At 69.2% G+C, this 23,946-nt stretch carries 25 protein-coding genes and 1 tRNA gene; 15 read left to right on the top strand and 11 right to left on the bottom strand.

The window, feature by feature from the left end:
• Positions 1-61 precede the first annotated feature (61 nt).
• Genes ACIBG5_RS41490 through ACIBG5_RS41500 form a run of 3 tightly spaced genes read left to right on the top strand, consistent with a single transcriptional unit; the run spans position 62 to position 2,370 of the window.
• Positions 62-1,261, top strand: a complete 1,200-nt coding sequence (locus ACIBG5_RS41490) for a sensor histidine kinase (RefSeq protein WP_396397591.1) — start codon at positions 62-64, stop codon at positions 1,259-1,261.
• Positions 1,258-1,878 carry a response regulator transcription factor gene (locus ACIBG5_RS41495; protein ID WP_360451807.1) on the top strand — a complete coding sequence of 207 codons (621 nt, stop codon included), beginning with the start codon at positions 1,258-1,260 and terminating at the stop codon, positions 1,876-1,878. The genes ACIBG5_RS41490 and ACIBG5_RS41495 overlap by 4 nt, the downstream gene beginning before the upstream one ends.
• A gap of 9 nt (positions 1,879-1,887) precedes the next feature.
• On the top strand, positions 1,888-2,370 hold the full coding sequence (locus ACIBG5_RS41500) for a RidA family protein (protein ID WP_396397592.1): 483 nt from the start codon (positions 1,888-1,890) through the stop codon (positions 2,368-2,370).
• Between the two features lie 33 nt (positions 2,371-2,403).
• Here ACIBG5_RS41500 and ACIBG5_RS41505 read toward each other — a convergent pair whose 3' ends face one another.
• The 5 genes from ACIBG5_RS41505 to ACIBG5_RS41525 form a co-directional block, all read right to left on the bottom strand.
• The gene (locus ACIBG5_RS41505; RefSeq protein ID WP_396397593.1) at positions 2,404-3,207 is read right to left on the bottom strand and encodes a hypothetical protein; all 804 of its coding nucleotides are present in this window, start codon (positions 3,205-3,207) and stop codon (positions 2,404-2,406) included.
• A gap of 11 nt (positions 3,208-3,218) precedes the next feature.
• Entirely contained in the window at positions 3,219-3,707 is a 489-nt protein-coding gene (locus ACIBG5_RS41510) for a SigE family RNA polymerase sigma factor (RefSeq protein ID WP_396397594.1), read from the bottom strand.
• 492 nt (positions 3,708-4,199) lie between these two features.
• Positions 4,200-4,272 (bottom strand) — tRNA-His (locus ACIBG5_RS41515).
• Positions 4,273-4,351: 79 nt separating this feature from the next.
• Positions 4,352-4,972, bottom strand: a complete 621-nt coding sequence (orn, locus tag ACIBG5_RS41520; protein ID WP_131364129.1) for an oligoribonuclease — start codon at positions 4,970-4,972, stop codon at positions 4,352-4,354.
• A gap of 82 nt (positions 4,973-5,054) precedes the next feature.
• A complete protein-coding gene (locus tag ACIBG5_RS41525; protein ID WP_396397595.1) occupies positions 5,055-5,957 on the bottom strand; it encodes a class I SAM-dependent methyltransferase in 903 nt (300 codons plus the stop codon).
• Positions 5,958-6,171: 214 nt separating this feature from the next.
• Between ACIBG5_RS41525 and ACIBG5_RS41530 the strand changes: the two genes are divergently transcribed.
• The 3 genes from ACIBG5_RS41530 to ACIBG5_RS41540 are packed head-to-tail and all read left to right on the top strand — an operon-like array spanning position 6,172 to position 10,233.
• Positions 6,172-9,369, top strand: coding sequence for a tetratricopeptide repeat protein (locus ACIBG5_RS41530; RefSeq protein ID WP_396397596.1), 3,198 nt, complete (start codon positions 6,172-6,174; stop codon positions 9,367-9,369).
• A 33-nt stretch (positions 9,370-9,402) separates the two neighbouring features.
• Complete coding sequence (locus ACIBG5_RS41535; protein ID WP_396397597.1) at positions 9,403-9,753, top strand: peptidoglycan DD-metalloendopeptidase family protein; 351 nt, start codon at positions 9,403-9,405, stop codon at positions 9,751-9,753.
• Between the two features lie 3 nt (positions 9,754-9,756).
• On the top strand, positions 9,757-10,233 hold the full coding sequence (locus tag ACIBG5_RS41540) for a GNAT family N-acetyltransferase (protein ID WP_396397598.1): 477 nt from the start codon (positions 9,757-9,759) through the stop codon (positions 10,231-10,233).
• A gap of 45 nt (positions 10,234-10,278) precedes the next feature.
• Here the strand turns inward: ACIBG5_RS41540 and ACIBG5_RS41545 are convergent, their stop codons facing one another.
• Both ACIBG5_RS41545 and ACIBG5_RS41550 read right to left on the bottom strand, forming a co-directional pair.
• The gene (locus ACIBG5_RS41545; protein ID WP_131364121.1) at positions 10,279-10,482 is read right to left on the bottom strand and encodes a cold-shock protein; all 204 of its coding nucleotides are present in this window, start codon (positions 10,480-10,482) and stop codon (positions 10,279-10,281) included.
• A gap of 189 nt (positions 10,483-10,671) precedes the next feature.
• A complete protein-coding gene (locus ACIBG5_RS41550) occupies positions 10,672-12,075 on the bottom strand; it encodes an MFS transporter (protein WP_396397599.1) in 1,404 nt (467 codons plus the stop codon).
• A gap of 46 nt (positions 12,076-12,121) precedes the next feature.
• On the opposite strand from ACIBG5_RS41550, the gene ACIBG5_RS41555 reads away from it, so the two are divergent.
• Complete coding sequence (locus ACIBG5_RS41555; RefSeq protein WP_131364116.1) at positions 12,122-12,559, top strand: MarR family winged helix-turn-helix transcriptional regulator; 438 nt, start codon at positions 12,122-12,124, stop codon at positions 12,557-12,559.
• Here the strand turns inward: ACIBG5_RS41555 and ACIBG5_RS41560 are convergent.
• Positions 12,556-13,338, bottom strand: coding sequence for a hypothetical protein (locus tag ACIBG5_RS41560; RefSeq protein WP_396397600.1), 783 nt, complete (start codon positions 13,336-13,338; stop codon positions 12,556-12,558). The two genes, ACIBG5_RS41555 and ACIBG5_RS41560, sit on opposite strands and share 4 nt — an antisense overlap.
• Before the next feature lie 180 nt (positions 13,339-13,518).
• Here ACIBG5_RS41560 and ACIBG5_RS41565 point away from each other — a divergent pair, with 180 nt between their 5' ends.
• Both ACIBG5_RS41565 and ACIBG5_RS41570 read left to right on the top strand, forming a co-directional pair.
• Entirely contained in the window at positions 13,519-14,316 is a 798-nt protein-coding gene (locus tag ACIBG5_RS41565; protein ID WP_396397601.1) for a hydroxypyruvate isomerase family protein, read from the top strand.
• A 138-nt stretch (positions 14,317-14,454) separates the two neighbouring features.
• Positions 14,455-15,510, top strand: a complete 1,056-nt coding sequence (locus tag ACIBG5_RS41570; protein WP_396397602.1) for a 2-dehydropantoate 2-reductase — start codon at positions 14,455-14,457, stop codon at positions 15,508-15,510.
• A gap of 45 nt (positions 15,511-15,555) precedes the next feature.
• Here the strand turns inward: ACIBG5_RS41570 and ACIBG5_RS41575 are convergent, their stop codons facing one another.
• Positions 15,556-15,729 carry a hypothetical protein gene (locus ACIBG5_RS41575; RefSeq protein WP_396397604.1) on the bottom strand — a complete coding sequence of 58 codons (174 nt, stop codon included), beginning with the start codon at positions 15,727-15,729 and terminating at the stop codon, positions 15,556-15,558.
• Positions 15,730-15,761: 32 nt separating this feature from the next.
• Here ACIBG5_RS41575 and ACIBG5_RS41580 point away from each other — a divergent pair, with 32 nt between their 5' ends.
• Complete coding sequence (locus tag ACIBG5_RS41580; protein ID WP_396397606.1) at positions 15,762-16,793, top strand: LacI family DNA-binding transcriptional regulator; 1,032 nt, start codon at positions 15,762-15,764, stop codon at positions 16,791-16,793.
• 12 nt (positions 16,794-16,805) lie between these two features.
• Here ACIBG5_RS41580 and sucD read toward each other — a convergent pair whose 3' ends face one another.
• Together sucD and sucC are read right to left on the bottom strand one after the other, a co-directional pair.
• The gene (sucD, locus tag ACIBG5_RS41585) at positions 16,806-17,699 is read right to left on the bottom strand and encodes a succinate--CoA ligase subunit alpha (protein ID WP_396397608.1); all 894 of its coding nucleotides are present in this window, start codon (positions 17,697-17,699) and stop codon (positions 16,806-16,808) included.
• Positions 17,700-17,713: 14 nt separating this feature from the next.
• On the bottom strand, positions 17,714-18,877 hold the full coding sequence (gene sucC / locus ACIBG5_RS41590) for an ADP-forming succinate--CoA ligase subunit beta (protein ID WP_396397609.1): 1,164 nt from the start codon (positions 18,875-18,877) through the stop codon (positions 17,714-17,716).
• Between the two features lie 143 nt (positions 18,878-19,020).
• On the opposite strand from sucC, the gene ACIBG5_RS41595 reads away from it, so the two are divergent.
• From ACIBG5_RS41595 to ACIBG5_RS41615, 5 genes are read left to right on the top strand one after another with little or no spacing between them, the layout of a single operon-like run.
• Positions 19,021-20,406 (top strand): OFA family MFS transporter, encoded by a 1,386-nt coding sequence (locus tag ACIBG5_RS41595; RefSeq protein WP_396397610.1) that lies wholly within the window; start codon positions 19,021-19,023, stop codon positions 20,404-20,406.
• Positions 20,403-20,978 (top strand): hypothetical protein, encoded by a 576-nt coding sequence (locus tag ACIBG5_RS41600; RefSeq protein WP_396397611.1) that lies wholly within the window; start codon positions 20,403-20,405, stop codon positions 20,976-20,978. Before ACIBG5_RS41595 ends, ACIBG5_RS41600 begins: the two co-directional genes overlap by 4 nt.
• A 39-nt stretch (positions 20,979-21,017) precedes the next feature.
• Entirely contained in the window at positions 21,018-22,028 is a 1,011-nt protein-coding gene (locus ACIBG5_RS41605) for a Gfo/Idh/MocA family protein (RefSeq protein ID WP_396397612.1), read from the top strand.
• A complete protein-coding gene (locus ACIBG5_RS41610) occupies positions 22,025-23,062 on the top strand; it encodes a Gfo/Idh/MocA family protein (RefSeq protein WP_396397613.1) in 1,038 nt (345 codons plus the stop codon). Before ACIBG5_RS41605 ends, ACIBG5_RS41610 begins: the two co-directional genes overlap by 4 nt.
• A 1-nt stretch (position 23,063) precedes the next feature.
• Complete coding sequence (locus ACIBG5_RS41615; RefSeq protein WP_396397614.1) at positions 23,064-23,909, top strand: Gfo/Idh/MocA family protein; 846 nt, start codon at positions 23,064-23,066, stop codon at positions 23,907-23,909.
• The last annotated feature ends 37 nt before the right edge of the window (positions 23,910-23,946 follow it).

Below are 23,946 nucleotides of genomic sequence, written 5' to 3' on the forward strand. Positions count from 1 at the left end.
GATCGAGTAGCCGGTCGGATGATTCTGAAGCGGGCTGACCGGGCCTACCATCGGCTGGACCATGACCAATCCAGGGACCACTTCACGCGCACCGGCCTGGACTGCCGGGATTCTGGGCCACGCCAGCGGGCTGGTGACGGCGCTGCACACGGCGTTCGTCGTGCTGGTGGTGGCGTCCGCAGTGCGGTACCTGTCCGGGCACGGGTTCGGGGATCAGGCGCCGTGGGTGCTTGGTGGGGCAGTGGTGCTGCTGGCTACCTATGCCGCGCATCGACTGCTGCCGAGCCGGCTGTGGCTGGCGTTGCTGGTGGCAGTCTGGTTCGGGCTGGTCCTGGTGGCGCCGTCGTTCGCGTGGTGCGCTGTGCCGCTGTCGTTCGTGGCGCTGCGGGTGCTGCCGTTCTGGCCGGCCTGTGCGGTGGTTGCTGGGATGGTGGCGACCACTGTGGTCACGTGGACGCGGATGACCGACCGGCTGGACCCGACGATCGTGCTGGGACCGGTGTGCGTCGCCGTACTCGCTGTTGGGGCGTATCGAGCGCTGGAGCGGGACGCGCTCGCGCGGCAGGCGCTGCTGGACGATCTGCATGCGGCGCAGGGCGATCTGGCTGATGCGCAGCACCGGGCCGGCGTACTGGCTGAGCGGGCGCGGCTGTCGCGGGAGATCCACGACAGCGTCGCTCAAGGGCTGTCCAGCATCAATCTGCTGCTGCAGGCCGCCGAACACGAGTGGCACGACCGGCCTGCCGCGGCCCGCGAGCACGCTGCCCAGGCGGCGGCGACTGCTCGCGACGGGCTGGATGAGGTACGCCGAGTGGTCCGGGACCTGGCACCCGCGGAGTTGGCGAGCGGTCCGGGGGAGCCTGCGCTGCCAGGTGCGTTGCGGCAGACCTGTGAGCGGCTCGCCGCGCACGCGAGTGTGGAGGTCCGCGTCCAGGTGCACGGGACTCCGGTGCCGCTCGGCGCGGAGATCGAGACCGCGTTGCTACGGACTGCGCGCGGTGCACTGGCTAATGTGCTGGAGCATGCAGCTGCGAGCACAGCCGTGGTGACGCTGACCTATCAGCCGGACGCCGTCGTACTGGACGTCCGCGACGACGGCCGCGGTCTGCCGGACCGCGCTGGCAGCACCGATCCGGACCGGGGGCGAGGCCTGGCTGGTATCCGCGATCGCCTGCGTGAGCTGGGCGGCACTCTGGTGCTGGAGAGCGAACCGGGTGAGGGTACGGCGCTCGCCGCGTCGGTCCCGTTGGTGCGCTCATGATCCGGGTCGCGCTTGTAGACGACCATCCGGTGGTTCGTGCGGGGATGCGAGCGCTGGTGGAGGGGCAGGAGGACCTGTCTGTGGTCGGCGAGGCGTCCGATGCGCACAGTGCCGAGCAGTTGGTCGCCGCTGTTCGGCCGGACGTCGTACTGATGGATCTCAACCTGGGCTCCGGCCCGGGTGGTGCTGAGGTCACCGCGCGGCTGCGGGCCCTGCCGGAACCACCACAGGTCCTGGTGCTCACGACGTACGACACCGAGGCCGACATCATGAGCGCGATCGACGCCGGCGCCTCCGGCTACCTCCTGAAGGACGCACCGCCCGACGACTTGTTCCGCGCCATCCGCGGCACTGCTCGCGGTGAGGTGATCCTGGCGCCCGCGATCGCTGCCCGGCTGGTGAAGCGATCCGGACCGACGCTGACCGAGCGCGAGGTCGAGATCCTCGGCCTTCTCGCGACCGGCCGATCGAACCGCGAGATGGCCCGCCAGTTGTTCGTCAGCGAGGCCACGGTCAAGTCCCACCTGTCGCACATCTACACCAAGCTCGAAGTCGACACCCGGGCCGCCGCCGTCGCCCGCGCCATCGAGCAACGCATCATCCGTCCCCCGTCCTGAGGAAATCCCATGGAGATCGAGAAGAGACTGGCCGAGCTGGGACTCACGCTGCCGGAGCCGATGGAGTTGCCCGGCGTCACGCTGCCCTTCCCTTGGGTCCGCCTGCACGGCGATCGCGCGTACGTCTCCGGTCACGGGCCACTCACGGCCGACGGGAAGCTGCCGGAACCGCTGGGCAAGGTCGGTGCGGAGGTGACGGAGGAGCAGGCGTACGACGCGGCCGCGCTGACCGCGTTGTCGATGCTGGCCTCGTTGCGCCGGGAGCTGGGTGACCTGGACCGGATCGTTGCCTGGGTGCGGGTCTTCGGGATGGTGAATGTCGCGCCGGGCTTCCATCGGATGCCGGCGGTGATCAACGGCTTCTCGGACGTGATCCTGCAGTTGTGGGGTGTGGAAGCGGGGCAGCACGCGCGCTCGGCGGTCGGCCAGGCCGCCCTTCCCTTCGACATCCCGGTCGAGATCGAGGCCGAGGTCGTCATCACCCCACGCTGAGCGGCCCGGCCGCTGTGCGGCCGGGCCTTTCGGCTATCTGGTGCCCTTGCGGGTGGTCGAGGGCTTGGCGCCCTTCGAGGGCTTGACGGCGGTGGGCGCCGGGAACTTCCAGCTCTTGCTCTGGGCCATGGTGGCGAGTTGGGCAGCGGTGAACAGGGGCTTCGCGCGCGTGTGCTCGATCCCCTTCTCGGCCGGCCCGTTGTAGCTCACGAGGCCGATGTAGCGGTCGTCGGGGTAGGACAGCTCGACGCGATTGAGGAGGACGCCGTACTCCTCGTTCCGGGCGTCGGAGTACTCCGGCTCGTCGGAGGAGGAGTACATGCTCGAGCCATCGGGGTTGATGCTGCAGCCTGGGCCGCCGCCCGAGCAGGGGTTCGCCGTACCGTCGGCGGCCAGCAGGACCTCGACGAGGGACGCGCCGTTGCCGTCGTCGACGAGGTACGACGCCGCGAGGAAGCCCTCCTTCGCGCTCCCGCGGACCGTCGGTTCGGACAGCGTGCGGCCCGGCGCAGCGATGAGGCGTTTGAGGGTCGCCAGAGCCTGCTGCGGTGTCCCTGCGGCCGGCTTGGCGAGCGGAGTCGGGGTCACGATCGGGACCGGCGTACCCGAGACGGAGGCCTCGGACGGCGTATCCAGCAGCTGGATCCCGCCCGCGACGAGTCCGGCTGTCGCCAGTACGGCGCCTGCTCCGGTCACGGAGAGCAGCGTCGTCCGCCGGCGGCGTAGCCGGAGTCCCTGCTGGACGCTCCGGTCGAGGAGGTCGGTGCTGACCGGCTCGAGGTTCTCGGTGGCCCGGTCCATCAGGCTGGGCAGCGTGTCGTTCAGGTTGTTCATCATGTTCCTCTGGGTCAGTGGGCGATCAGCTGTACGGCGTTGTCACCCAGCACCACGCGCAGGCGGTCCAATGCCCGGGCCGTCCGCGTAGTGATCGCGCTGGCGTTCTTTCCGAGATCGAGCGCGACCTGCTCAACGCTGCGATCTTCGAAGTACCGCAGCACCAGCACAGCCCGATCCAACGGCGCCAACTCGCTCAGCGCTTCCCGCAATGCCATCCGGAGCTCGACATCGCCCACCCGCTCAACCTGCTCAGGCAGCTCGGCAGTAGGCCGCTCCGACCAACTCCGTCGTCGCCGCTGCGAGATGAACGTCCGAGCCATAGCGGTCTGCGCATAAGCTCCCGGATTGTCGATCCGGGCCCACGTCTTGAGCATGTTCGCGAGCGTGTCCTGGACAAGATCCTCAGCATGATGCCGGTCGCCAGTCAGCAGCCAAGCCGTCCGGTACAACCGAGGTATCCCCGCCCGCGCAAACTCCTCGAAGTCTTCGGTAACCGCCATCCCCAGCCTCTCGTCGACGCCTTCACCCCAGAAGACGCACCAACCCCCCGACGAGATCACACCCCAAGCTCAGAAAACCAAGGAGAGCACCCAAACACAGAACGCCAGCACCCCCACCGCAAACGTCACAACCAGCACGACCCCATACCCAAACCACACGTTCCCCGAGCTCTTCACAACCCCATCCCATCAGCCCGGACACGACCAGACAAACCACCCCAGCCACGGCCCAAACCCAACAAGCAACCCCAGCCACGGCCCAAACCCAACAAGCAACCCCAGCCCCCGCGGAAACCAAACCGACAACCCCAGCCCCCGCAGATAGCCAACCGACAAACCCAAGCCACCGCGGAAAGCCAACCAACAACCCCCGCCGAGGTATGGGGGTGTGGGTGGCGAAGCCCCCACCCGCGGCAAGCGAAGCGCAGCCGCACAAATGCCGACGGCGACCCGGCCTGCGCTCTCCGCAGGCATGGGTCGCCGTCGACGTCGGGTGAGTGACGGGACTCGAACCCGCGACCACCTGGACCACAACCAGGTGCTCTACCAGCTGAGCTACACCCACCATTGCCGTCCGCGTGCGACGGCTGAGCAATCATAGCGACGATGTCCGGGGACATGAAATCGGGCCCGGACGGCCCTGTTCAGGAGGCGGGTTGGGAGTCTCCGACGGGGTCGCTGATGAGGCTGGCGGCGGCTCGGGCGGTGTCGGAGTCGGGTCCTGGCTGGGGCACGAACACGGTCCGGCGGTAGTACCGGAGTTCTTCGATGCTCTCGGTGATGTCGGCCAGCGCGCGGTGGTTGCCGGTCTTGGCGGGGGTGGCGTAGTACACCCGCGGATACCAGCGGCGGACGAGTTCCTTGATGGAGCTGACGTCGACGTTGCGGTAGTGGAGGTGGGCTTCGACCTTGGGCATGTCGCGGACGAGGAAGGTCCGGTCGGTGCCGACGGAGTTGCCGGCCAGCGCGGCTTTGCGGGGTTCTTTGACGTAGCCGGAGATGAAGTCGAGGACCTGCTGTTCGGCGTCGGCGAGCGGGATGCCGGTGGCGAGTTCGTCGAGCAGGCCGGAGGCGGTGTGCATGTCGCGGACGAAGTCGCCCATCTGCTCGAGTGCGCCTGGCGGTGGTGCGATCACCAGGTCGATGCCGTCACCGAGCACGTTGAGCTCGTAGTCGGTGACGAGTACGGCGACCTCGATCAGGGCGTCTGCCGCCAGGTCGAGGCCGGTCATCTCGCAGTCGATCCACACCAGCCGGTCGTTCATGGGCACCCACCTTACGGCGAGCCGCCGACACGTTTGCGCGCGGATGCTCGAACTCCCGGCGTGGCGTGGACCTGAAGTGTGGTCAGCGGGGTGCGTGACCGAGGTGGATGCTGCGGACGGAGAGGACGAACAGATCGGTACGACGGCCGAGGTACTGGTCGCCGTCGGGGTCCAGAAGCCGTTCCCAGGTGGCGAGATCCTCCGGGCCCAACCACTCACCGTCCTCTGGGCTCACGTGACCGTGACCGTGGCCGTGCCCATGCGTGGGTTCGGCGTCGAGGGTGAGGCGCTCGACCCGGTGCCTGAACTGAGTGACGAGGCGGTCGCGCTCGTCGTCGGACAGCGGCGCCGGCGTCTCCGTCAGGATGCTGCGCGTCGTGACGTCGCTGAGGCCGGCGCGGGTGAGCGCGTCGGTCCAGCCGTACGGCATCGGCACTGTGCCCGGCAGCGATTCACGCATCGCCTTGAACCAGCGGTCCTGCGCGTGATCGAGCCGCAACTCGAGTCCCGGCTCGCCTACACCGACGTCCCACGGCAGGCTGCGGGCCGGCAGACCGCTCTCCGCGAGGGCCAGCCGCCCGCCCGGTGCCAGAAGCGACGCCAGCGCGTCGACCGCCGCCTGCTGGTCGGCTGCGTGATGCACCGCGCCGGCCGCCCAGATCAGGTCCGCCGGTGCGTCGATTGCCTTGCGCAACGGCTCGGCCCCGTCATCCATCGAGGCCAGCTCGCACCGGACTGCGCCTGCCGTGTGCTCCCGCGCCTGCTCCAGTACGTCGGGGTCCGAGTCGATCGCCACGACAGTCGCATCGGCTGTCAGAGCTTCTGCCAGCGCCTTGGCCATCCCGCCGCCACCACAGCCAACGTCCACCGCCACCTTGTCGGTCTCGCGGACCAGACTGGTCGCCACCGTCCTGTTCCAGCCCGCTTCCCCCTCCGCCGACGTCCGCAACCGCCCAGCCTGCTCTGCCCAATCAATCTGCACCATGCCCTCAAGTCTCCGCCGACGACTGCTGCTTTCCCACATCCATTTGCCATTCCGGCAACTACCCGCGGGCCAGAGGTGATCTTCCCGGGCTGGACGGGAGCCTGCCCGGGGTGGCGGCAGGTTTGACCCGTGGTGGGGGAGATCGGGGTCGGCACGGTTGCGGCTTGCGTCTCCAGGGTGCTGTCCTGTTGGGGATTCTGGGGAGGTGAGACGGGTGGAGTCTGGGACGGTGGGGCGGCCGAGGTTGCTGGCGTTGCTGGATGAAGGAGTTCAGCGACGGCTGCTGACAGTGGTGGCGGACGCTGGGTTCGGGAAGTCGACGCTGTTGGGCTCATGGGCGGCGGGACGAGCCTGTGCCTGGCACACCGTGCGCGCCGAGGACGGCTCGCTGTCCGCCATGGTGTCCGGCCTCGTCGCTGCGCTCCGGCGGCAAGTGCCCGAACTTGACACCATCCCGGCCGAGCTGCAGAGCCCCCGCGGACCGGACGCCGACGCCGAGCAACAGACCAGAGCCCTCGCGTACGCCGCTCTGCTCGCCGATGCACTGGACGCGAACCTCAGCAACGACCTGGTGCTCGTCCTCGACGACCTGCACGAGCTGGACCCGGCAGCACCCGCCACGAAGCTGGTCGAGGGCCTGATCCGTACCGCCCCGCCGAACCTGCACGTGGTCGTTGCCTCCCGCACCCCGATGCCCTTCGGTATCGACCGGCTCCGCGGCCGCGGCCAGGTGCTGGAGATCGACGCCACCGCTCTCGCGTTCACAGTCGCCGAGACGCTCGCCGTACTGGAGAACGTCCTCGGCGACGGCGCTGAGGATCTCGCCGAGCCACTCCAGTCCGCGGTCCAGGGCTGGCCGGCCGCCGTACGTCTGGCAGTGGAAGCACTGCGGACCGTGCCCGCCGACCAGCGCGCCACTAGCCTGCGCCGGGCTTTGCGCTCAGACGGTCCGCTCTACGACTACCTGGCCGAGGAGGTCTTCGCGGCCGAGCCTCCAGCAGTACGACGCTTGGTCGCCGGCGTGGCTGTATTACCCCGGTTCGGTGCGGAGCTGTGCAAGGCGATCGGACTCACCGACAGCGCAGAAACGCTGCAGCAGCTCCGCACGCGCGGACTGCTCGTGTCCGCCGGCGAGGACGACGGCTACGAGCTCAATCCGCTGGTGAAGAACTTCGCCACCGACAGACTGGTCGTCGACGAACGCGAGCTGACTGAGCTCTCGCTGCAAGCCGGGCAGTGGTTCGAGTCCGTAGGGGAGCATCGCGACGCACTGGCGTGCTACCAGGCCGTCGACGCGGCGAGGGCGGCCTGCATGCTGACCGAACGCGGGCATGCGATGGTCAGCGGCGGCATGGCCGAGACCGTGGTCGCGGCTGTCGGCGCGCTGCCCGCTGGGCTGCGCGACGTGGCGATGGACCAGCTGGAGGGCGAAGCTCGGCAGGTCCTCGGTGACTGGCAGGGCGCGATGGAGTGCTTCGACCGGATCATCGAGCCGGAGGGCGAGATCCCGGTCGCCATCGCCTGGCGGCTGGGCCTGATCCATCACCTGCGTGGCCAGACCGACGTGGCGATCGCGACGTACCAGCGTGGACGGATCGACGGACGGCACCCGACGGACGAGGCGCTCCTGCAAGCCTGGTGGGCTGGTGCGCACTGGCTGCGTGGCGAGTTCGATGAGTGCCGCGCGCTCATCACCGCGGCGTACGAGACCGCCAAGGTTTCCGGCGACGACAGGGCGCTGGCAATCGTGCACACGGTCCTCGCGATGCTGGCAGCGGTGGACAGCGACCCCCGCGGCAACTCCTCCCACTACGTGCGCGCGCTCGAGTATGCGGAGCGTGCGGGCGACCTGCTGCAGGCGATCCGGATCCGAGTGAACCGCTCCTCGCACCACATCTCCGAAGGCGACTACGCACTCGGCCTGAAGGAGCTGGACATCGCGCTGGAGCTCGCAGATCGCGCGGGCTTCGCAGTGTTCCGGGCGCTGGCGTTGAACAACCGAGGCGAGGCACTGCTCAGGCTCGGCCGGCTGGACGAGGCCATCGGCGAGCTGGAGGCGTCCCGCGCGCTGTACCAGAAGCTGGAGTCCAAGCGGGTCGCTCAGCCGCTGTCGGTCCTGGGCGAGGTCTACCGCCAGCGTGGCGACCGCGCCATGGCCAGAGCATGTTTCGAGGAAGCCATCCCGATGGCCGAGGAGACCAGGGACATGCAGTCCCTCGTACCGTCGCTGGCCGGACTGGCCAGGGTTCTGGCTGTGGAGGAACCGGAGCGAGCCGCTGAGCTGGCCGCCCTGGCACGCCAGGCGGTCGACTACGGGCCAGTCCTCGGCCTGTCCGGCGCACTGGTCGCTCTCGGCTGGGTCACCCTGCACGCCGGCAATCAGACCGAGGCGGCGGCGACCGCATCGGAGGCTGCCGCGATCAGCCGCAAGCGCCGCGACCGGGCCGGTCTCGCCGACGCTCTGGAGCTGTACGCCGCAGCAGGCGGTGGCGAGGTCCTGCACGAGGTGCTCAACATCCGCAGTGAGTTGGGCGACCAACTGGGTGAGGCGCGGGCCGAACTGATGCTTGCCGGCCGCACCAATGGTCCAGAACGTCGTGAGCTCGCCCTGCGCGCACACCAGCAATTCCTGGCGGCAGGCGCAACGCGCTACGCGGCAGCCGCGCTCGCGACCAGTGACGCGACCGGTCCGGCTCCGGTCCGCATCGAGTGCCTCGGCGGCTTCCGCGTACTGAGGGCCGGCAAGGCGATCCAGCTCGGGGAGTGGCCGTCGAAGAAGGCACGCGACCTGCTGAAGATCCTGGTTGCCCGCCGCTGCCATCCGGTCGCCCGCGTCCAGTTGCTGGATCTGCTCTGGCCGGACCAGGACGAGGCGGTCGCCTCACCCCGCCTGTCGGTGGCGCTGTCGACCGTCCGTTCGGTGCTGGACCCGAACAAGAGGTACCCGCCGGACGGCTTCGTCGGAGCGGACCGTGCGACGATCTGGCTGGATGGGGAGCAAGCGGCCGTGGACGTGGAGCTGTTCCTGCACGACGCGCGGGAGGGCCTCAACACCGGCGATCTGCGGTTGCTCCGCGCGGCCGAGGCGGCGTACAGCGGGGACTTCCTGGAGGAGGACGTGTTCGCGGACTGGGCCGCGGGGATGCGGGAGGAGGCGCGGGCGCTCTATGTCCGGGTGGCACGGGTGCTGGCCGAGCGCGGGCGGCGTGACCCCGACGCGGCGGCCGGGTATCTGCTGCGGATCCTGCATCGGGACCAGTACGACGAGCGCGCGCATCTGGGCCTGGTGTCGGCGTTCCAGGCGAGTGGTGCGCACGGTGAGGCCCGTCGGGCGTACCGCACCTATGTGCAGCGGATGGCCGAACTCGAAGTCGAGCCTGCGCCCTATCCGGCCGTCCCGGCCCGGCTTTAAGGCTGCCTGAAGGTCCCGCGTCACGATCTGAGGATGGCTGCGCCGGTGCACAACCCTGTGGTGGTCCGCGAGTTCGGGGACGCGGGTCATTCCGGTCGCGACTACCGCACCGAACCCGGTACGGCGGTCAGGGCGACCCTGGCCGGTGTGGTGATCCAGGCCGGTGCCGGTGGGGTCGTGATCGAGTCGAACGCCATCTGGCACGTCTACGACCATCTGGGCGATGTCACGGTCAGCCAGGGGGAGACCGTGGAGACAGGGGACCGGCTGGGGACTGCAGCCGGTACCTACCTGCACTACGAGGAGCGGGCGGCGCCGTACGAGGCGGACGGCCACCGGAGCCCGCAGTTCGACCTGCACACGAATGCGCGGCGCTACGGTTGAGCCGTGATCACGCCCTTCCGGACCGCCCGCCTGGCAATGCTCCCCTTGAAGGTCGAGTACGCCGGGCAGATGGCCAAGGTGCTGGCCGATCCCGCGCTCTACACCTTCATCGGTGGTGAACCGCCGACGGTCGAACGCATCGAGGCCCGCTACCGGCGCCAGCTCGAGGGACCGGGCCGTCCCGATGAGCACTGGCTCAACTGGGTGATCCAGCACGACGACGAGCTCGTCGGCTACGTGCAAGCCACCGTCACCGGCAGTACGGCGGAGATTGCCTGGGTCATCGGCACCCAGTGGCAGGGGCGCGGCTACGCGAAGGAGGCCGCTCACGGCCTGGTCGCCTGGCTGAACGCGCAGGGTATGAAGCGCATCATCGCCCACGTTCACCCGGACCACGCCGCGTCGGCAGCAGTCACCACGGCCGCCGGTCTCACCCGCACGGACGAACTGGACGACGGCGAGTACCTCTGGACCACATGACAGCAGCCCCGGCCGAGGATCGGCCGGGGCTGCTGTGTGCTCAGGTCAGAGCGGGCGGACGTTCTCCGCCTGCGGGCCCTTCGGGCCCTGGGTCAGGTCGAACTCGACCTTCTGGTTCTCGTCCAGCGAGCGGTAGCCGCTCGACGCGATCGCCGAGTAGTGCACGAACACGTCGGCGCCGCCGTCATCCTGGGAGATGAAGCCGAAGCCCTTCTCGCTGTTGAACCACTTCACTGTGCCGCTAGCCATGATCTGTTCCTTCTGTGGGTCCTGATGGGTGTCGGTTGCCGCAACCAGCCCTCCCACACAAGGCCTCGATCAGGCCCGGAATGAGAAAACGCCCGGCGGATCACAAATCCGCGGGCGTCTTGAACGTACGTGGAACTGCAAAACTGCAACCGCTGGAAACCGTAGCACACCTGAGCGTCCGAGGCGTGATCACCAGGAGCCACGGTGGTCGGGCACGAACAGGGTCAGCGGCAGGATCAGCAGCAGTACGACGGCGAAGACGACGAAGCTGTTGGCCTGGGCCAGCCCGCCGTTCTGGGCGTGCGCCAGCAGCGCGGTGGTGATTGAAACCGCGACGATGCCACCCGACTGCCTGAACATCCCGCGCAGCCCGGCGATGGCCGAGATCTGCGCCGGCGCCAGCTGCAGACTGGCGTTGTTCGACGCTGGGATCGACAACCCCATCCCGATGCCGGTGATCCCCGCCGCCAGCGCCAGCCACGCGTACGGCGTCAGTCCGTGCGGGGCCACCGACATCACCGTCATCCCGGCCGCGACCAGCACGAACCCACCGATCATCGGCGTCCGGTACCCGGTCCGGCGCAGCGCGAAGACAGCGAGGCCGGCCACACAGATCATCCCGACGGCCCTTGCCGTGAGCAACGTTCCGGCCTGGAGCGGCTGGATCCCGTAGCGCGATTCGGCATAGAGCGGAACCAGCGCGCCGAAGCCCAGGACGGCGGCGCCGAACAGGAAGTTGATCGCGTTCATCGCCCCGAAGCCGCGACCGCGCAGCAGTGAGATCGGGATGAACGGCGCGGCCCGGCGGTTCGCGTGCCGGACGAACAGGACACCGAGCACGATCGCGATCACCTCGGCGCCGATGAAGAACGGATCGGCGGGCGTCGCGCCGTTCCCGCCGAGCAGCGTGATCCCGTACATCCCGAACAGGATGGTCAGCCCCAGCAGTACGGCGCCGACCCCGTCGACGCGCGCGGCGCGTTGCGGAACACCGCGCGGGATGAACCGCAGACCGAGCACGATCAGCAGAACGCCGATCGGCACGTTGACGATGAAGATCTCCCGCCAGGACCAGTAGGTGACGATGATGCCGCCGATGATCGGGCCGAGGATGCCGCCGATCGGGAAGATCGAGGTGAACATGCCGATCGCCCGGTCCCGTTCGCGCCCGAACTGTTCGGACACGATGCCGGTCGCGGTCGGCATGAAGGCGCCGCCGCCGATCGCCTGCAGGGCGCGGAACACCACCAGCAGGTAGATGCTGTCGGCCAGGCTGCACAGCAGTGAGGCGATGGTGAAGAGCACCGCCGCGCCGAGGAAGATCCGCCGCCGGCCGAACTGGTCACCGAGCCGGCCGGCCAGCGGCATGACGATGATCTGGCCTAGCGCGTAAATGGTGATCGTCCAGCCGCTCCAGGTCAGCTCCGCGTTCAGGTCGCCGCGGATGGCGTTGAGCGCGGTCGCCACTATGGTCTGATCAATCGAGGCCATCAGGAGAGCGATCGAGACGATGCCGAAGACCACCCGCCGGTGGGCCAGTGGTTCGTCCGCGGCCGGTTCGGCGATTTCCTGGGGTGCACTCGACGATTCCATCGATGAACAGATTACATTGCTTGCCGGCAGGCAATAAAGGGGTGACATGACGGACACCGAGACGTTGAGCCGGCTCCGCGGCGTGATCTCCAGGCTCGCGCGGGAGCTCAACGCCACGGCCACCGGCGAAGGCCTGACGCCGACGCAGGCCTCCGTGCTGGGCCTGATCGCGTTCCGCGGTCCGCTCGGCCTGACCGAGCTGGCGCAGCTCGAGGGCGTCAACCCGACGATGCTGTCGCGGGTCGTGGGCCGCCTGACGGAGCTCGACCTGATCCAGCGCGACCCGAACCCGGAGGATCTGCGGGTGATCCAGGTCGAGGCGACCGAGGCCGGGCGGGAGGTGCACGAGCGGGTCAAACTGCTGCGCACCGAGGCGATCGGTGCCTGCCTCGACGAGCTGCCGGACAAGTCGGCCCGGCAGATCATCGACGCGCTGCCGGCGCTGGAGGAGCTCGCCCTGGCCCTCCGCGCGACCCACTCCTAATGCGTGACGAGTAGCCCGTCGATTGCGTCGTACGCGTCGGGTGTCCCGGACCAGGTCTCGGCGCACCCGGAGGTGCCGCACTCGCATGCGAACGGGTACGGCGGCAGCTCCGCCAGCCCGATGTCCGCCTGCCACAGTCGTCCCTGACGACAGGCAGCCGCGTTCTCGAACTGCCGTTGCGCGCTCAACGCCGTACCTGCGGGCAGTCGCGGCAGCTCGCCCAGTGCAGACTCCACACCGCGGGCGATCCCGGCCCAGTCCGGTGTGGCCGGCACCTCGATGAGTGTCCGCCCATGCTCCACCGCCTCACGTCGTACCAGCTCAGCCAGTACGGCGTCCCGCGCCAGCAGACCCTCCAACCGGGCACGCCCCGCCGGATCGTGCGCCCGGGCCAGGCGCTCCTCCCGCGCCTGCCGCGTCTGCTCCGCATCCGGCACCAGCCACACCGCTGCCATGACCGACTCATCGGCCATCGACGGGTACAACTGCGGCCCCTCCACCAGAGCCGGTACGTCGCCCAGCCCGCGCGCCCGCACGTCCTCGGCAACGAGCTCCAGCCGCGTCCGCGCGATCCGCACGAACGCGTCAGCGGCGTACTCCGGCCCCTCGGCCAGATCCTCAGCCAGCGACCGCATCGGTGGCATCCGCCCGACGTGGTCGTACGTCCACAGGTCCACCGGATGCAGCGGCAGGTCCGAGCGCCGCGCAAGGTCCCGCGCGATCGTCGACTTCCCTGCTCCGGGCGCCCCGCCGATCCACACCATCCGCGGCCAGGTCATCGCACCATCCTGCCAACACAATGGTTCAGTGACCGTCGAGACGCGGACGGCGCCGTGCCGGGCCCCGGATTAATCGGGCGAGCGCTTGCCAAGAATGTGATCTGCGTCATGCCTTGACCGGATACAGGCGCCCGCCTACTGTATCCGGTATACCAAGCCCCTCCGGAAGGTGGGACACGCATGGACACCGCACGGTTCGCCGTCAACTGCTCGATCCTGTTCACCGAGCTCCCGCTGCTGGAGCGGCCCGCCGCCGCGCGCGCCGCCGGATTCGCGGCGGTGGAGTTCTGGTGGCCGTTCGACACTCATCTACCGGGTGACGCGGAGGTGGACGCCTTCGAGCGCGCCATCCGCGACGCCGGTGTACAGCTGATCGGACTGAACTTCGCCGCCGGTGACATGCCCGGCGGCGATCGCGGCCTGGTCTCCTGGCCGCAGCGCTCGCTCGAGTTCCGCGACAACATCGCGGTGACTCTCGGCATCGGCGAGCGCCTTGGTTGCCGGGGCTTCAATGCCCCGTACGGCAACCGCATCGAGGGCGTCAGCCCACAGGACCAGGACGACCTCGCGGCCGAGAACCTTGCGCTTGCCGCGACTGCGGCCGGTTCGTTCGGCGGCGTCGTACTGGTCGAGCCGGTCAGCGGCGCCGACCGCTATCCGCTGCGGACGGCGGCCGACGCGGTGGCCGTGATCGAACGGGTGGAACGCGACAGCGGCGTCACCAGCCTCGGCTTGCTCGCGGACCTGTACCACCTGACCGTCAACGGGGACGACGTGACCACGGCGATCTCGGCGTACGCGGACCGGATCGCGCACGTCCAGCTCGCCGACGCACCTGGCCGGAACGAACCCGGCACCGGGAAGATCCCGGTCGGCCAGCACCTCGCCGAGCTCGCCGCAGCGGGGTATGCCGGCTGGATCGCGCTGGAGTACAAGCCCGCCGGCAGGACGGCGGAGAGCTTCGACTGGATCCGCTGACCGCATCCCGCAGTACGAGCTGAGCCGCCCGATTGGAGCAGGTATGCCCCGAATGACCGCAGCCCGCGCCGCCGAGGAGATCCTCCGCCGCGAAGGCGTCACCCACACCAGCCGGCTCGAGGGACTGAGGAGGTAGCCATGAAAGTTGCGGTTCTCGGCGCCGGTGCGATCGGCGCGTACGTCGGCGCGGCCCTGCACCGCGGTGGGACTGAGGTCCACCTGGTTGCCCGCGGCGCCCATCTGGACGCGATCCGAGCCGGCGGCGTGAAGGTGCTCAGTCCGCGCGGCGACTTCGAGGCGCGGACGCCGGCCACCGACGACCCGGCCGAGGTCGGGCCGGTCGACTACGTCTTTCTCGGTTTGAAGGCGAACTCCTACGCGAGCGCCGGACCGCTGGTCGAGCCGTTGCTGCACGACAAGACCGTCGTCATCGCAGCCCAGAACGGCATCCCCTGGTGGTACTTCCACGGCCTGACGGGGCCGTACGAGGGGCGCCGGATCGAGTCCGTCGACCCTGATGGCTCGGTGACAGAGGTGCTGGCGCTCGACCGTGCGGTGGGCTGTGTCGTGTACTGCTCGACCGAGCTCGAGGGACCGGGCGTCGTACGCCATCTGGAAGGCACTCGCTTCTCGATCGGCGAACCCGGCGGCGGTGTCTCGGATCGGTGTACGGCGTTCAGCGAGGCGATGATCGCGGGCGGGTTGAAGTGTCCGGTCGAGGTGGACATCCGCGAGGACATCTGGATCAAGCTGCTCGGCAACGCGGCGTTCAACCCGATCAGCGCGCTGGCGCGGGCGACGATGGTGGAGATCGCCCAGCACCAGGGGACGCGGGCGATGATCCGGTTGATGATGGAGGAGACGCTGGAGATCGCGGCCGCGGTCGGCTGTCACCCGGACATCTCGGTGGACAAGCGAATCAACGGCGCCGAGCGGGTCGGTGAGCACAAGACCTCGATGCTCCAGGACCTGGAGAAGGACAAGCCGCTCGAGCTCGACGTGATCCTCGCCGCCGTCGTCGAACTGGCCGACCTCACCGCTACCAAGGCGCCCACCCTGCGCGCGGTCCACGCCGTCGCCGACCTGCTCGCCAGCAAGATCGGCACCGGCCCGTCGCTGGCCCACGCCCCGACATCAGCCCCCGCCCCGACATCAGCCTCCGCGCCGGCTGCCGCGGCGCCGGTGCGTCCCTGAGCCAGGTGGGTCCGGCCACAGCGACGCCGGACCCACCTGTTCCACCTACAGTTCGAGCGGCCCCAGCGAAGGCCTGGCCACGAAGTGCTCCATCGGCTCGGCCATCACCTCCAGTTCGAGCACGACGAGTTCGGTGCTGCCAGGAAGAAGTACCGGCCCGGGCGCGTACAACGCCTCCTGCGGACCCCGCGGCGTGACGTAATGTGTTGACGTCAACATGTCTAGACTCCAGGCAACGCGAGGGAGGGGTCATGGCAGCGGAGGTTCCATTGGTACGGCGGCGGCGCGGTCCGTCGATGGCCGACGTGGCCCGGCTGGCCGGCGTGTCCGGGCAGACCGTGTCACGGGTCGCGAACGATCGGCACAACGTCGACGCGGTGACCCGGGACCGGGTCCGGGCCGCGATGCGCGAGCTCGGCTACCGCCCGAACGGCGCTGCCCGCGCCCTGCGCAACGGCGAGTTCCGCAGCATCGGCGCGATCGTGTTCGAGCTCTCCAGCTTCGGTACGACGCGCACCCTCGACGCGATCGCGAAAGCGGCGACGATGAGCGGCTACTCGATCAACCTGCTGCCCGTGCTGGACGTCAGCCAGCGCGCGGTGACGAACGCGTTCAGCCGCCTGGGTGAGCAGGCGGTGGACGGCGTGATCATCCTGATCGAGGCGCACACCCTGGACGAGGCCGGCGTACAACTGCCGGACGGACTGCCGGTCGTGGTCGTCGACTCGAGTGCCCACTACGACTACCCGATCGTCGACACCGACCAGGCGCAAGGCGCGCGGCTGGCCACGGAACACCTGCTGGAGCTGGGACACCGAACGGTCTGGCATCTCGGCGGCCCGCCGACGTCGTTCGCGGCCGACCGGCGCCGGCAGTCCTGGGAGCAGACGCTGCTCGATCACGGCTGCGAGGTGCCGCCCGTGCACGACGGCGACTGGACCGCCAGCTCCGGGTACGAGGCCGGGCGGGGTCTGGCTGCCAATGACGACGTGACGGCAGTGTTCGTGGCGAACGACCAGATGGCCCTCGGACTGCTCCGTGCCTTGTACGAGCGTGGCCGCGCCGTGCCTGACGATGTCAGCGTGGTCGGCTTCGACGACATGGAAGAAGCCGCCCACTTCTGGCCGCCGCTGACCACCGTCCGTCAGTCCTTCGCGGAGGTGGGACGGCACAGCGTCGACGCTCTGATCAGCGAGATCCAGGCGGGGGAGCATCACCACAGCCCGGTCTCCGTGGCGACCGAGCTGGTGGTCCGGGGCAGCACAGCACCGCCCCGGACGTGATCAGCGGGGCCGTCAGACGCCGACCTCCTCCACTGCGAGCACTGCGCGCATCAGATCCGCGGTCTCCGTGGGGGTCTTGCCAACGCGTACGCCGGCGGCCTCCAGGGCCTCCTGCTTCGCGGCCGCCGTACCCGAGGATCCGGACACGATCGCACCGGCGTGGCCCATCGTCTTGCCCTCCGGCGCGGTGAAGCCCGCGACGTAGCCGACCACCGGCTTGGTCACGTTCGCCTTGATGAACGCGGCCGCCCGCTCCTCGGCGTCACCACCGATCTCACCGATCATCACGATCGCGTCGGTGTCCGGGTCCTCCTGGAACGCCTGCAGCGCGTCGATGTGCGTCGTCCCGATGATCGGGTCACCACCGATACCGATCGCGGTGGAGAACCCGAAGTCCCGCAGGTCGTACATCATCTGGTACGTCAGCGTGCCCGACTTCGACACCAGACCGATCCGGCCGGGACCCGCGATGTCGGCGGGAATGATGCCGGCGTTGGCACGTCCTGGGCTGATGATCCCCGGGCAGTTCGGGCCGATGACCCGAGTCCCCGCGGCCTGCGCATGCGCGAAGAACGCGGCGGTGTCCTGGACCGGCACGCCCTCGGTGATCACCACGACCAGCGGTATGCCGGCGTCGACGGCCTCGGTCACGGCGCCCAGCGTGAAGCGAGGCGGCACGAACACGACCGACACGTCCGCATCGGTCGACTTCACCGCGTCCGCGCACGAGCCGTACACAGGGATCGAGCGCTTCGCGAAGTCGACCGACTGACCGCCCTTGCCGGGCGTCACGCCACCGACGATGTTGGTGCCGGCGGCAAGCATCCGGCTGGTGTGCTTCTGTCCCTCGGAGCCGGTCATGCCCTGCACGATGACCCGGCTCTTCTCGGTCAGGAAGATCGCCATCTCTGTCCCACCTCTCAGTTCTGCGCCGCGACGGCGGCCAGCTCGGCCGCGCGGGCGGCGGCGCCGTCCATGGTGTTGACCACGGTCACCAGCGGATGGTTGGCCTGGGCAAGGATCTTGCGGCCCTCGTCGACGTTGTTGCCGTCCAGCCGGACGACCAGCGGCTTGTCGGCCTGGTCGCCGAGCAACTCGAGCGCCTGGACGATGCCGTTGGAGACCGCGTCGCAGGCGGTGATCCCGCCGAACACGTTCACGAACACGCTTCTCACCTGCGCGTCGGACAGAATGATGCCGAGTCCGTTCGCCATCACCTCGGCGCTCGCACCACCGCCGATGTCGAGAAAGTTCGCCGGTTTCACACCGCCGTGTGCCTCACCGGCGTATGCGACGACGTCGAGCGTGGACATGACCAGGCCGGCGCCGTTGCCGATGATGCCGACCGAACCGTCGAGCTTGACGTAGTTCAGGCCCTTGGCTTGGGCCGCCGCCTCGAGTGGGTCCGCGGACGCCTTGTCCTCGAAGCCCGCGTGGCCCGGATGCCGGTACGCCGCGTTCTCGTCGAGCGTCACCTTGCCGTCGAGGGCTTCCAGCGTGCCGTCGGCCAGCTTGACGAGCGGGTTCACCTCGACCAGCGAGGCGTCCTCAGCGATGAACACGTCCCATAGCTTGCGCACGACGTACTCAGCGCAGACCGGGAAGCCGGCCGCCGCCACGATCTCGGCGGCCTTGGCGTCGTCGACGCCGACGGCCGGGTCGATGGCGACCTTCGCGATCGCGTCCGGGTTGGTGTGCGCGACGTCTTCGATCTCGACACCGCCTTCGGTGCTCGCGATGCACAGGTAGTTGCGGTTGGCCCGGTCGACCAGGAAGGAGAAGTAGTACTCCTCGGCGATGGCCGCGGCCGGCGCGAGCAGCACCCGGTGCACCGTGTGCCCCTTGATGTCCATGCCGAGGATTTCGCCGGCCTTCGCGACCGCTTCGTCAGGCGTGGCGGCCAGCTTGACACCGCCGGCCTTGCCGCGGCCGCCGGTCTTCACCTGCGCCTTCACCACCACCCGGCCGCCGAGTTCCGCGGCCGCCGCGGCGGCGTCGGCCGGGTCGTCGATCACCCGTCCGAGCGTCACCGGAACGCCGTGCCGGGCGAAGAGTTCTTTGGCTTGGTACTCCATCAGGTCCACGAGGAAGTCCTCCGATCGCTGGCCGGTCGTGTGGCGACTGTATGCTGTATGCATTCTCGTTCACAAGAGCTCCGAGCTCTGGACAACGCCGACGCGGAGGAGTACCACAGATCTCATACGGTATGCAGTAGTCAGGAGGCGATATGAATCACGTGATGCCCTCGCCCCGGGACGTGCGTGACGTCTACGGCCGGCAGTACCGGATCGGCGAGGAGGCCCGGGATCTGACCGGACATTCGCGGCGCTGGCAACTGTGGGCCGCCTGGGCCTGCATGGTTGCCATCAGCCCACTGCAGTACTCCTTCGGCACCGCAGCGCTCGGTCTCGACGCCGACCGCGGTTGGGGTTTCACCCAGACCATGTGGCTGCTGGCGGTCTTCGTCGCCTGCCAGGCCCTCGTCGCCATCCCGGCCGCCTGGGCCCATCGGGTACGCCGAGCCACACCGACGCAACTGGTGATCGTCGGAGGTGTACTCGCGGCCATCGGACTCGCGACCCTCGCCCATGCGGGCAGCTACTTCGTTGTCGTCCTCGGCTACTCACTGCTCGGCGGCAGCGGCGCAGGTCTGGTGTACGCCGCGTGCATCACCACGTCGGCCCGGTGGTTCCCGGATCGGCGTACTGCCACGATCGGCTTCGTCACCGGTGGTTTCGCGGTCGGCGCCGTACCGAGTATCGCGTTGCTGGCGCTGGTCGACTCGCCCGGTGGACGCCGGCTGGTGTTCGATCTGACCGCGATCGTCGCGGTGGCGGTCGTGGTGACCGCGGGTGGGTTGCTGAAGGATCCGCCGCGGCATTGGTGGCCGGCCGACATCGACGCGCAGGCGTGGGCCATCGACCGGAAGCTGAACCGGAGCATCCCGCACAACGCCCCCGCGGTCCGGCACTACCGCCCGGCCGAGGCGATGCGGACGGGTGCACTGCCGCTGATGTGGTTGACCCTCGCTTTGTGTACGGCGCTGTCGTTGTTCGGTATCGCGTTCGTCGTGAGCTACGCGGTGACGGCCGGGCTGGGCATGGCGGTCGCGGGCTTCGCTGCCGGAATGCTTGCCGCAGTCAATGGTCTCGGCAGGTCGTTCGCCGGCAACCTGTCCGACCGGTTCGGCCGGCGCCGGGTGCTGGCCGCCGTACTGATGGTCGAAGGGTTCACCCATGTCGGCCTGGTCGTCGCAGGCGAGGCGGGTGCGGGCTGGGTGTTCGTGCTGTGTGCGATGTTCGCCGGTCTCGGCGGCGGCGCGTTCTACGCGATCATGGCCAACCTGGTGCTCGAGTTCTTCGGCGAGAACAGCCTGCTGCAGAACCAGGCGATCCTGTACTCCGCGAAGGCCGTCGGCGGACTGGTCGGAGTCGGCGTCACCGCGTCCCTGATCGCCGAGATCGGCTACCGGCCCTTGTTCCTCGGCGCCGGGCTGCTCGGCGTGATCACCGCCCTGAGTGTGCGATTGCTGAAACAACCCGGGCGACCGGCACTACCGGTCCGGCCGCAGCTGGGTACGCCGGTCAGCGGAACAGTGCGGTCCGGCGAGTGAACGGCTACGGGAAGGTCGCCCGGCCCGATCCGTGTGTGATGGAGCTGGTGTCGAAGCTGGCCCGTGAGCCCTGGACGGATCGCCCGAGCTGCGTGCATCCGACACTGAGTGCGGTCGCCAGGGCGGTCCACGACCACAGCAGTTCGGCTGGGCGCCGTGCGCTGTTGCCGCTGGCGCCGAGCTTCCTCGGCACCGCACAGTCCGGCTTCGAATCGACGGCCCGGCTGGTCTCGCTGTGCGTGTCCACGGCGCTGGTGGGAGGGGAGCTGACGGCGGACGAGGGGAGGAGACTCTCGAGGGCGCATCAGACCGCGGTCCATTTCCTCACCGGGCAGGATGAGCCGGCGGGATCGGCGCGCTGGTGGTTTCCGGTTCTGGATCGGGTTGGCCAGAGCGAGTCGTTCTACCGGACGTTCGTCGCGCCCGAGCATGCCGCCGAAGCCGTGTCCGTGACGGCCCGCGCCGCGGACGACGTACGGCTGCGCGGGTTGCTGAGACAGTGTCTGGCGGTGGCCGGCTCCGCTGTCACCGCCAGCCCGTCGATCGTGGGAGGCGGCCGCGTGCCGGGCTGACCTTTGACGTAGCAACCGGTTGCAGGGTTGACTCGGCCCATGCCCGCACCCCTCCGGCTGGCCGTGATCGGCGCCGCGCACGCCCATGTCAGGTACGCGCTGGACGAGGTGACACTGCGCGAGGACCTCGTGCTGGTCGCCGTCGCTGATCCGGATCCGGCGACGGCGGGCCAGTACGCCGGCGAGTTCGGCGTACCGGCGTACGAGGACCACCGGCGGCTACTCGACGAACTGCGGCCCGAGGTCGTCATGATCGCCGGCATCTACGCGGACCGGGCCGAGGCGATCGTGGATTCGCTCCGCGCCGGTGCGCACGTGCTGGCCGACAAGCCTCTCTGTACGACGCTCGCCGAGCTCGAGGGGATCGAGGCGGCGCAGCGCGAGACCGGTCGCTTCGTCTCCCTGCTGCTGGAGAAGCGGAACTATCCCGAGACCTTGGCGGCTCGCGCGCTGCTGGCCGATGGCTCGCTGGGAGAGTTGGTACAAGTCGCGTCGACCGGTCCGCACAAGCTCAACCGGTCCACTCGGGCGGACTGGTTCCTCACCAGGAAGGCGTACGGCGGGATCCTCGGCGATCTCGCCGTCCACGACATCGACCTCGTCCTGCTGCTGTCCGGAGCGACCGAGGGAACGGTCGCCGGGCTGGCGGACAGCACCGATCCCGAGTTCGCGCTGCACGGATCCCTGCTGCTCGGAGCAGGGACGGTGGTCGCGACGATCGAGGTCAACTGGCTGACGCCCGCGGCATCGCCGTACCACGGTGACTACCGGATGCGACTCACCGGCACCGAGGGTACGGCGGAGTTGTTCTGGGCGCAGAACAAGTTGATCGCGGCAACCACTGACCGCCCGCCCTGGGAAGTGGAGCTGCCGCCCGGCCGGCGCCCGGCGGCCGAGGCGCTCGACTCCCTGTCGGCCGGCCGCGAGCCCGAGACCAGTACGGCGGCAGGGTTCGTGGCGACGCGGGTCGCGCTGCTCGCCCAGCAGAGCGCCGACGCCGGTGGAGTCGTGCTGCCGTGGACCGACGAACAGAGAGGACAGGCCGGATGAAGTTCGCAGTGGTGGGGGCCGGAGTCATCGGTGAGACCCATGCCCGCCTGATCACGTCCCTCCCAGAGGGCTCGGAGCTGGTCGCTGTCGTCGATGTGGAGGCGGATCGAGCCATCGCGCTGAGCGGCAAGTACGGCGGTGAGCCGATGACGGACCTGAAGCAGGCCTGCGCCCGGCCGGACATCGACGCGGTCAGCATCTGCCTGCCCAGCGGATATCACGCCGACGCTGCCATCACCGCGCTCGAGGCGGGGAAGCACGTCATCGTGGAGAAGCCGATCGACGTGACGCTGGCAGCGGCCGACCGGCTCATCGACGCGGAGCAGCAGACCGGGCTGACCGTGGCCGTGATCAGTCAGCGCCGGTTCCAGCACGCCCCGGCTTTCATGCACCAAGCTGTCGCCGACGGCCGGCTCGGCCGGATCACCACGGGTATTGCCGAGTCGGCCTTCTGGCGCTCGCAGGAGTACTACGACTCCGGCGGCTGGCGTGGCACGGTCGCGCTCGACGGTGGCGGAGCGCTGATGAACCAAGGCATCCACGTGGTCGACCTACTGCTGTGGATGCTGGGCGACCCCGTCGAGGTACAGGCGTACAGCGACCGGCTCGCGCATGAGCGGATCGAGGTCGAGGACACGGTGGCGGGGACCGTGCGGTTCCGCAGTGGGGCGATCGGGTCGATCGTGGCCACCACGTCGACCTACCCGGGCCGGCCGGTGCGGCTGTCCGTGTACGGCGACCGCGGCAGCGCGGTGATCGAGAACGACGACCTGATCGTCTTCGACGCCGCCGACGCAGAGTCGACCGCCGAGACCCAGTCTGTCGCGGACGGGCAGCCGGCGGGTGGGGCGAGCGTGACCCAGTCGGTCGCCGACGCGCATCGGAATCAGTACCTCGACTTCATCGAGGCGGTGCGCGATGGCCGCCCGCCGTCGATCGGCACACGGGACGCCAGGCGTGCGCTCGAAGTGGTGCTCGGGATCTACGAATCCGCGCGGACCGGTGCCCCGGTCCAGCTCACCGGGAGAGACTGACGTGCGCATCGGCATCATCGGGACGGAGAACTCCCACGTCGACCACATCATCGACTACCTGAACGTCGAGCGGCGGGCCGGCGAGACCCGCGTCGTCGCCCTCAGTGGCGGCGCGAGCGAACGCAACGAGAAGCTCCGCGTCACCGGGCAACTCGAGCGGCTCGTGGACGCACCGACGGACCTGCTGGGCCTGGTGGACGCCGTGATCATCACCGATCGGCACGGCGGTCTGCACCGGGAGCACGCCGTACCCTTCCTGGCCCAAGGTCTGCCGGTGTTCGTGGACAAGCCGCTCGCCTGTACCGAGGCCGACGCCCGGGCGATCGTTGCCGCCGCGCGCGAACACGACGCACCGTTGACGTCGTCCTCGGCCGTCCGCTGGGTGCCGGACACGGACGCGCTGGCCGAGCAGGCGGCTTCGCTCGGTGCACCGCAGACGGTGATCACGACCGGGCCGGCCGATCCGGACAGTGAGTACGGCGGCATCTACTTCTACGGCATCCACCCGGTCGACGTCGCCCTCAGGCTCGCACCCGGCGCCATCGGCGACGTACGAGTGGAACGGGTCGCCGACACCATCGTCGCCACTGCTGATGTCGGTGGAGTCCGCGTAGTGGTCCAGTTCGTGCTGCCGGAGCCCGACGGTCGGGTGCCGTTCCACGGCTTGGTCGTCGGCCGGCACGGCCTGGCGGCCCGCGAGCTCGTCCTCGGCCCGTCGTACGTCGAACCAGGGCTGCGTGCGTTCCTGGAGATGGCCGAGACGCGGCGGCCGCCGATCGACTACGACGATCTGATCCGGCCCATGCAGTTCCTCGATGCAGTCGTCGAGGCGATTCGCCCACACTGATTCTCGCCGTCACAGATCCGGGCCCCGCAGACACGGT

This window comes from Kribbella sp. NPDC050241, from assembly GCF_044459685.1.
In the GTDB taxonomy this organism is placed as follows: Bacteria; Actinomycetota; Actinomycetes; order Propionibacteriales; family Kribbellaceae; genus Kribbella.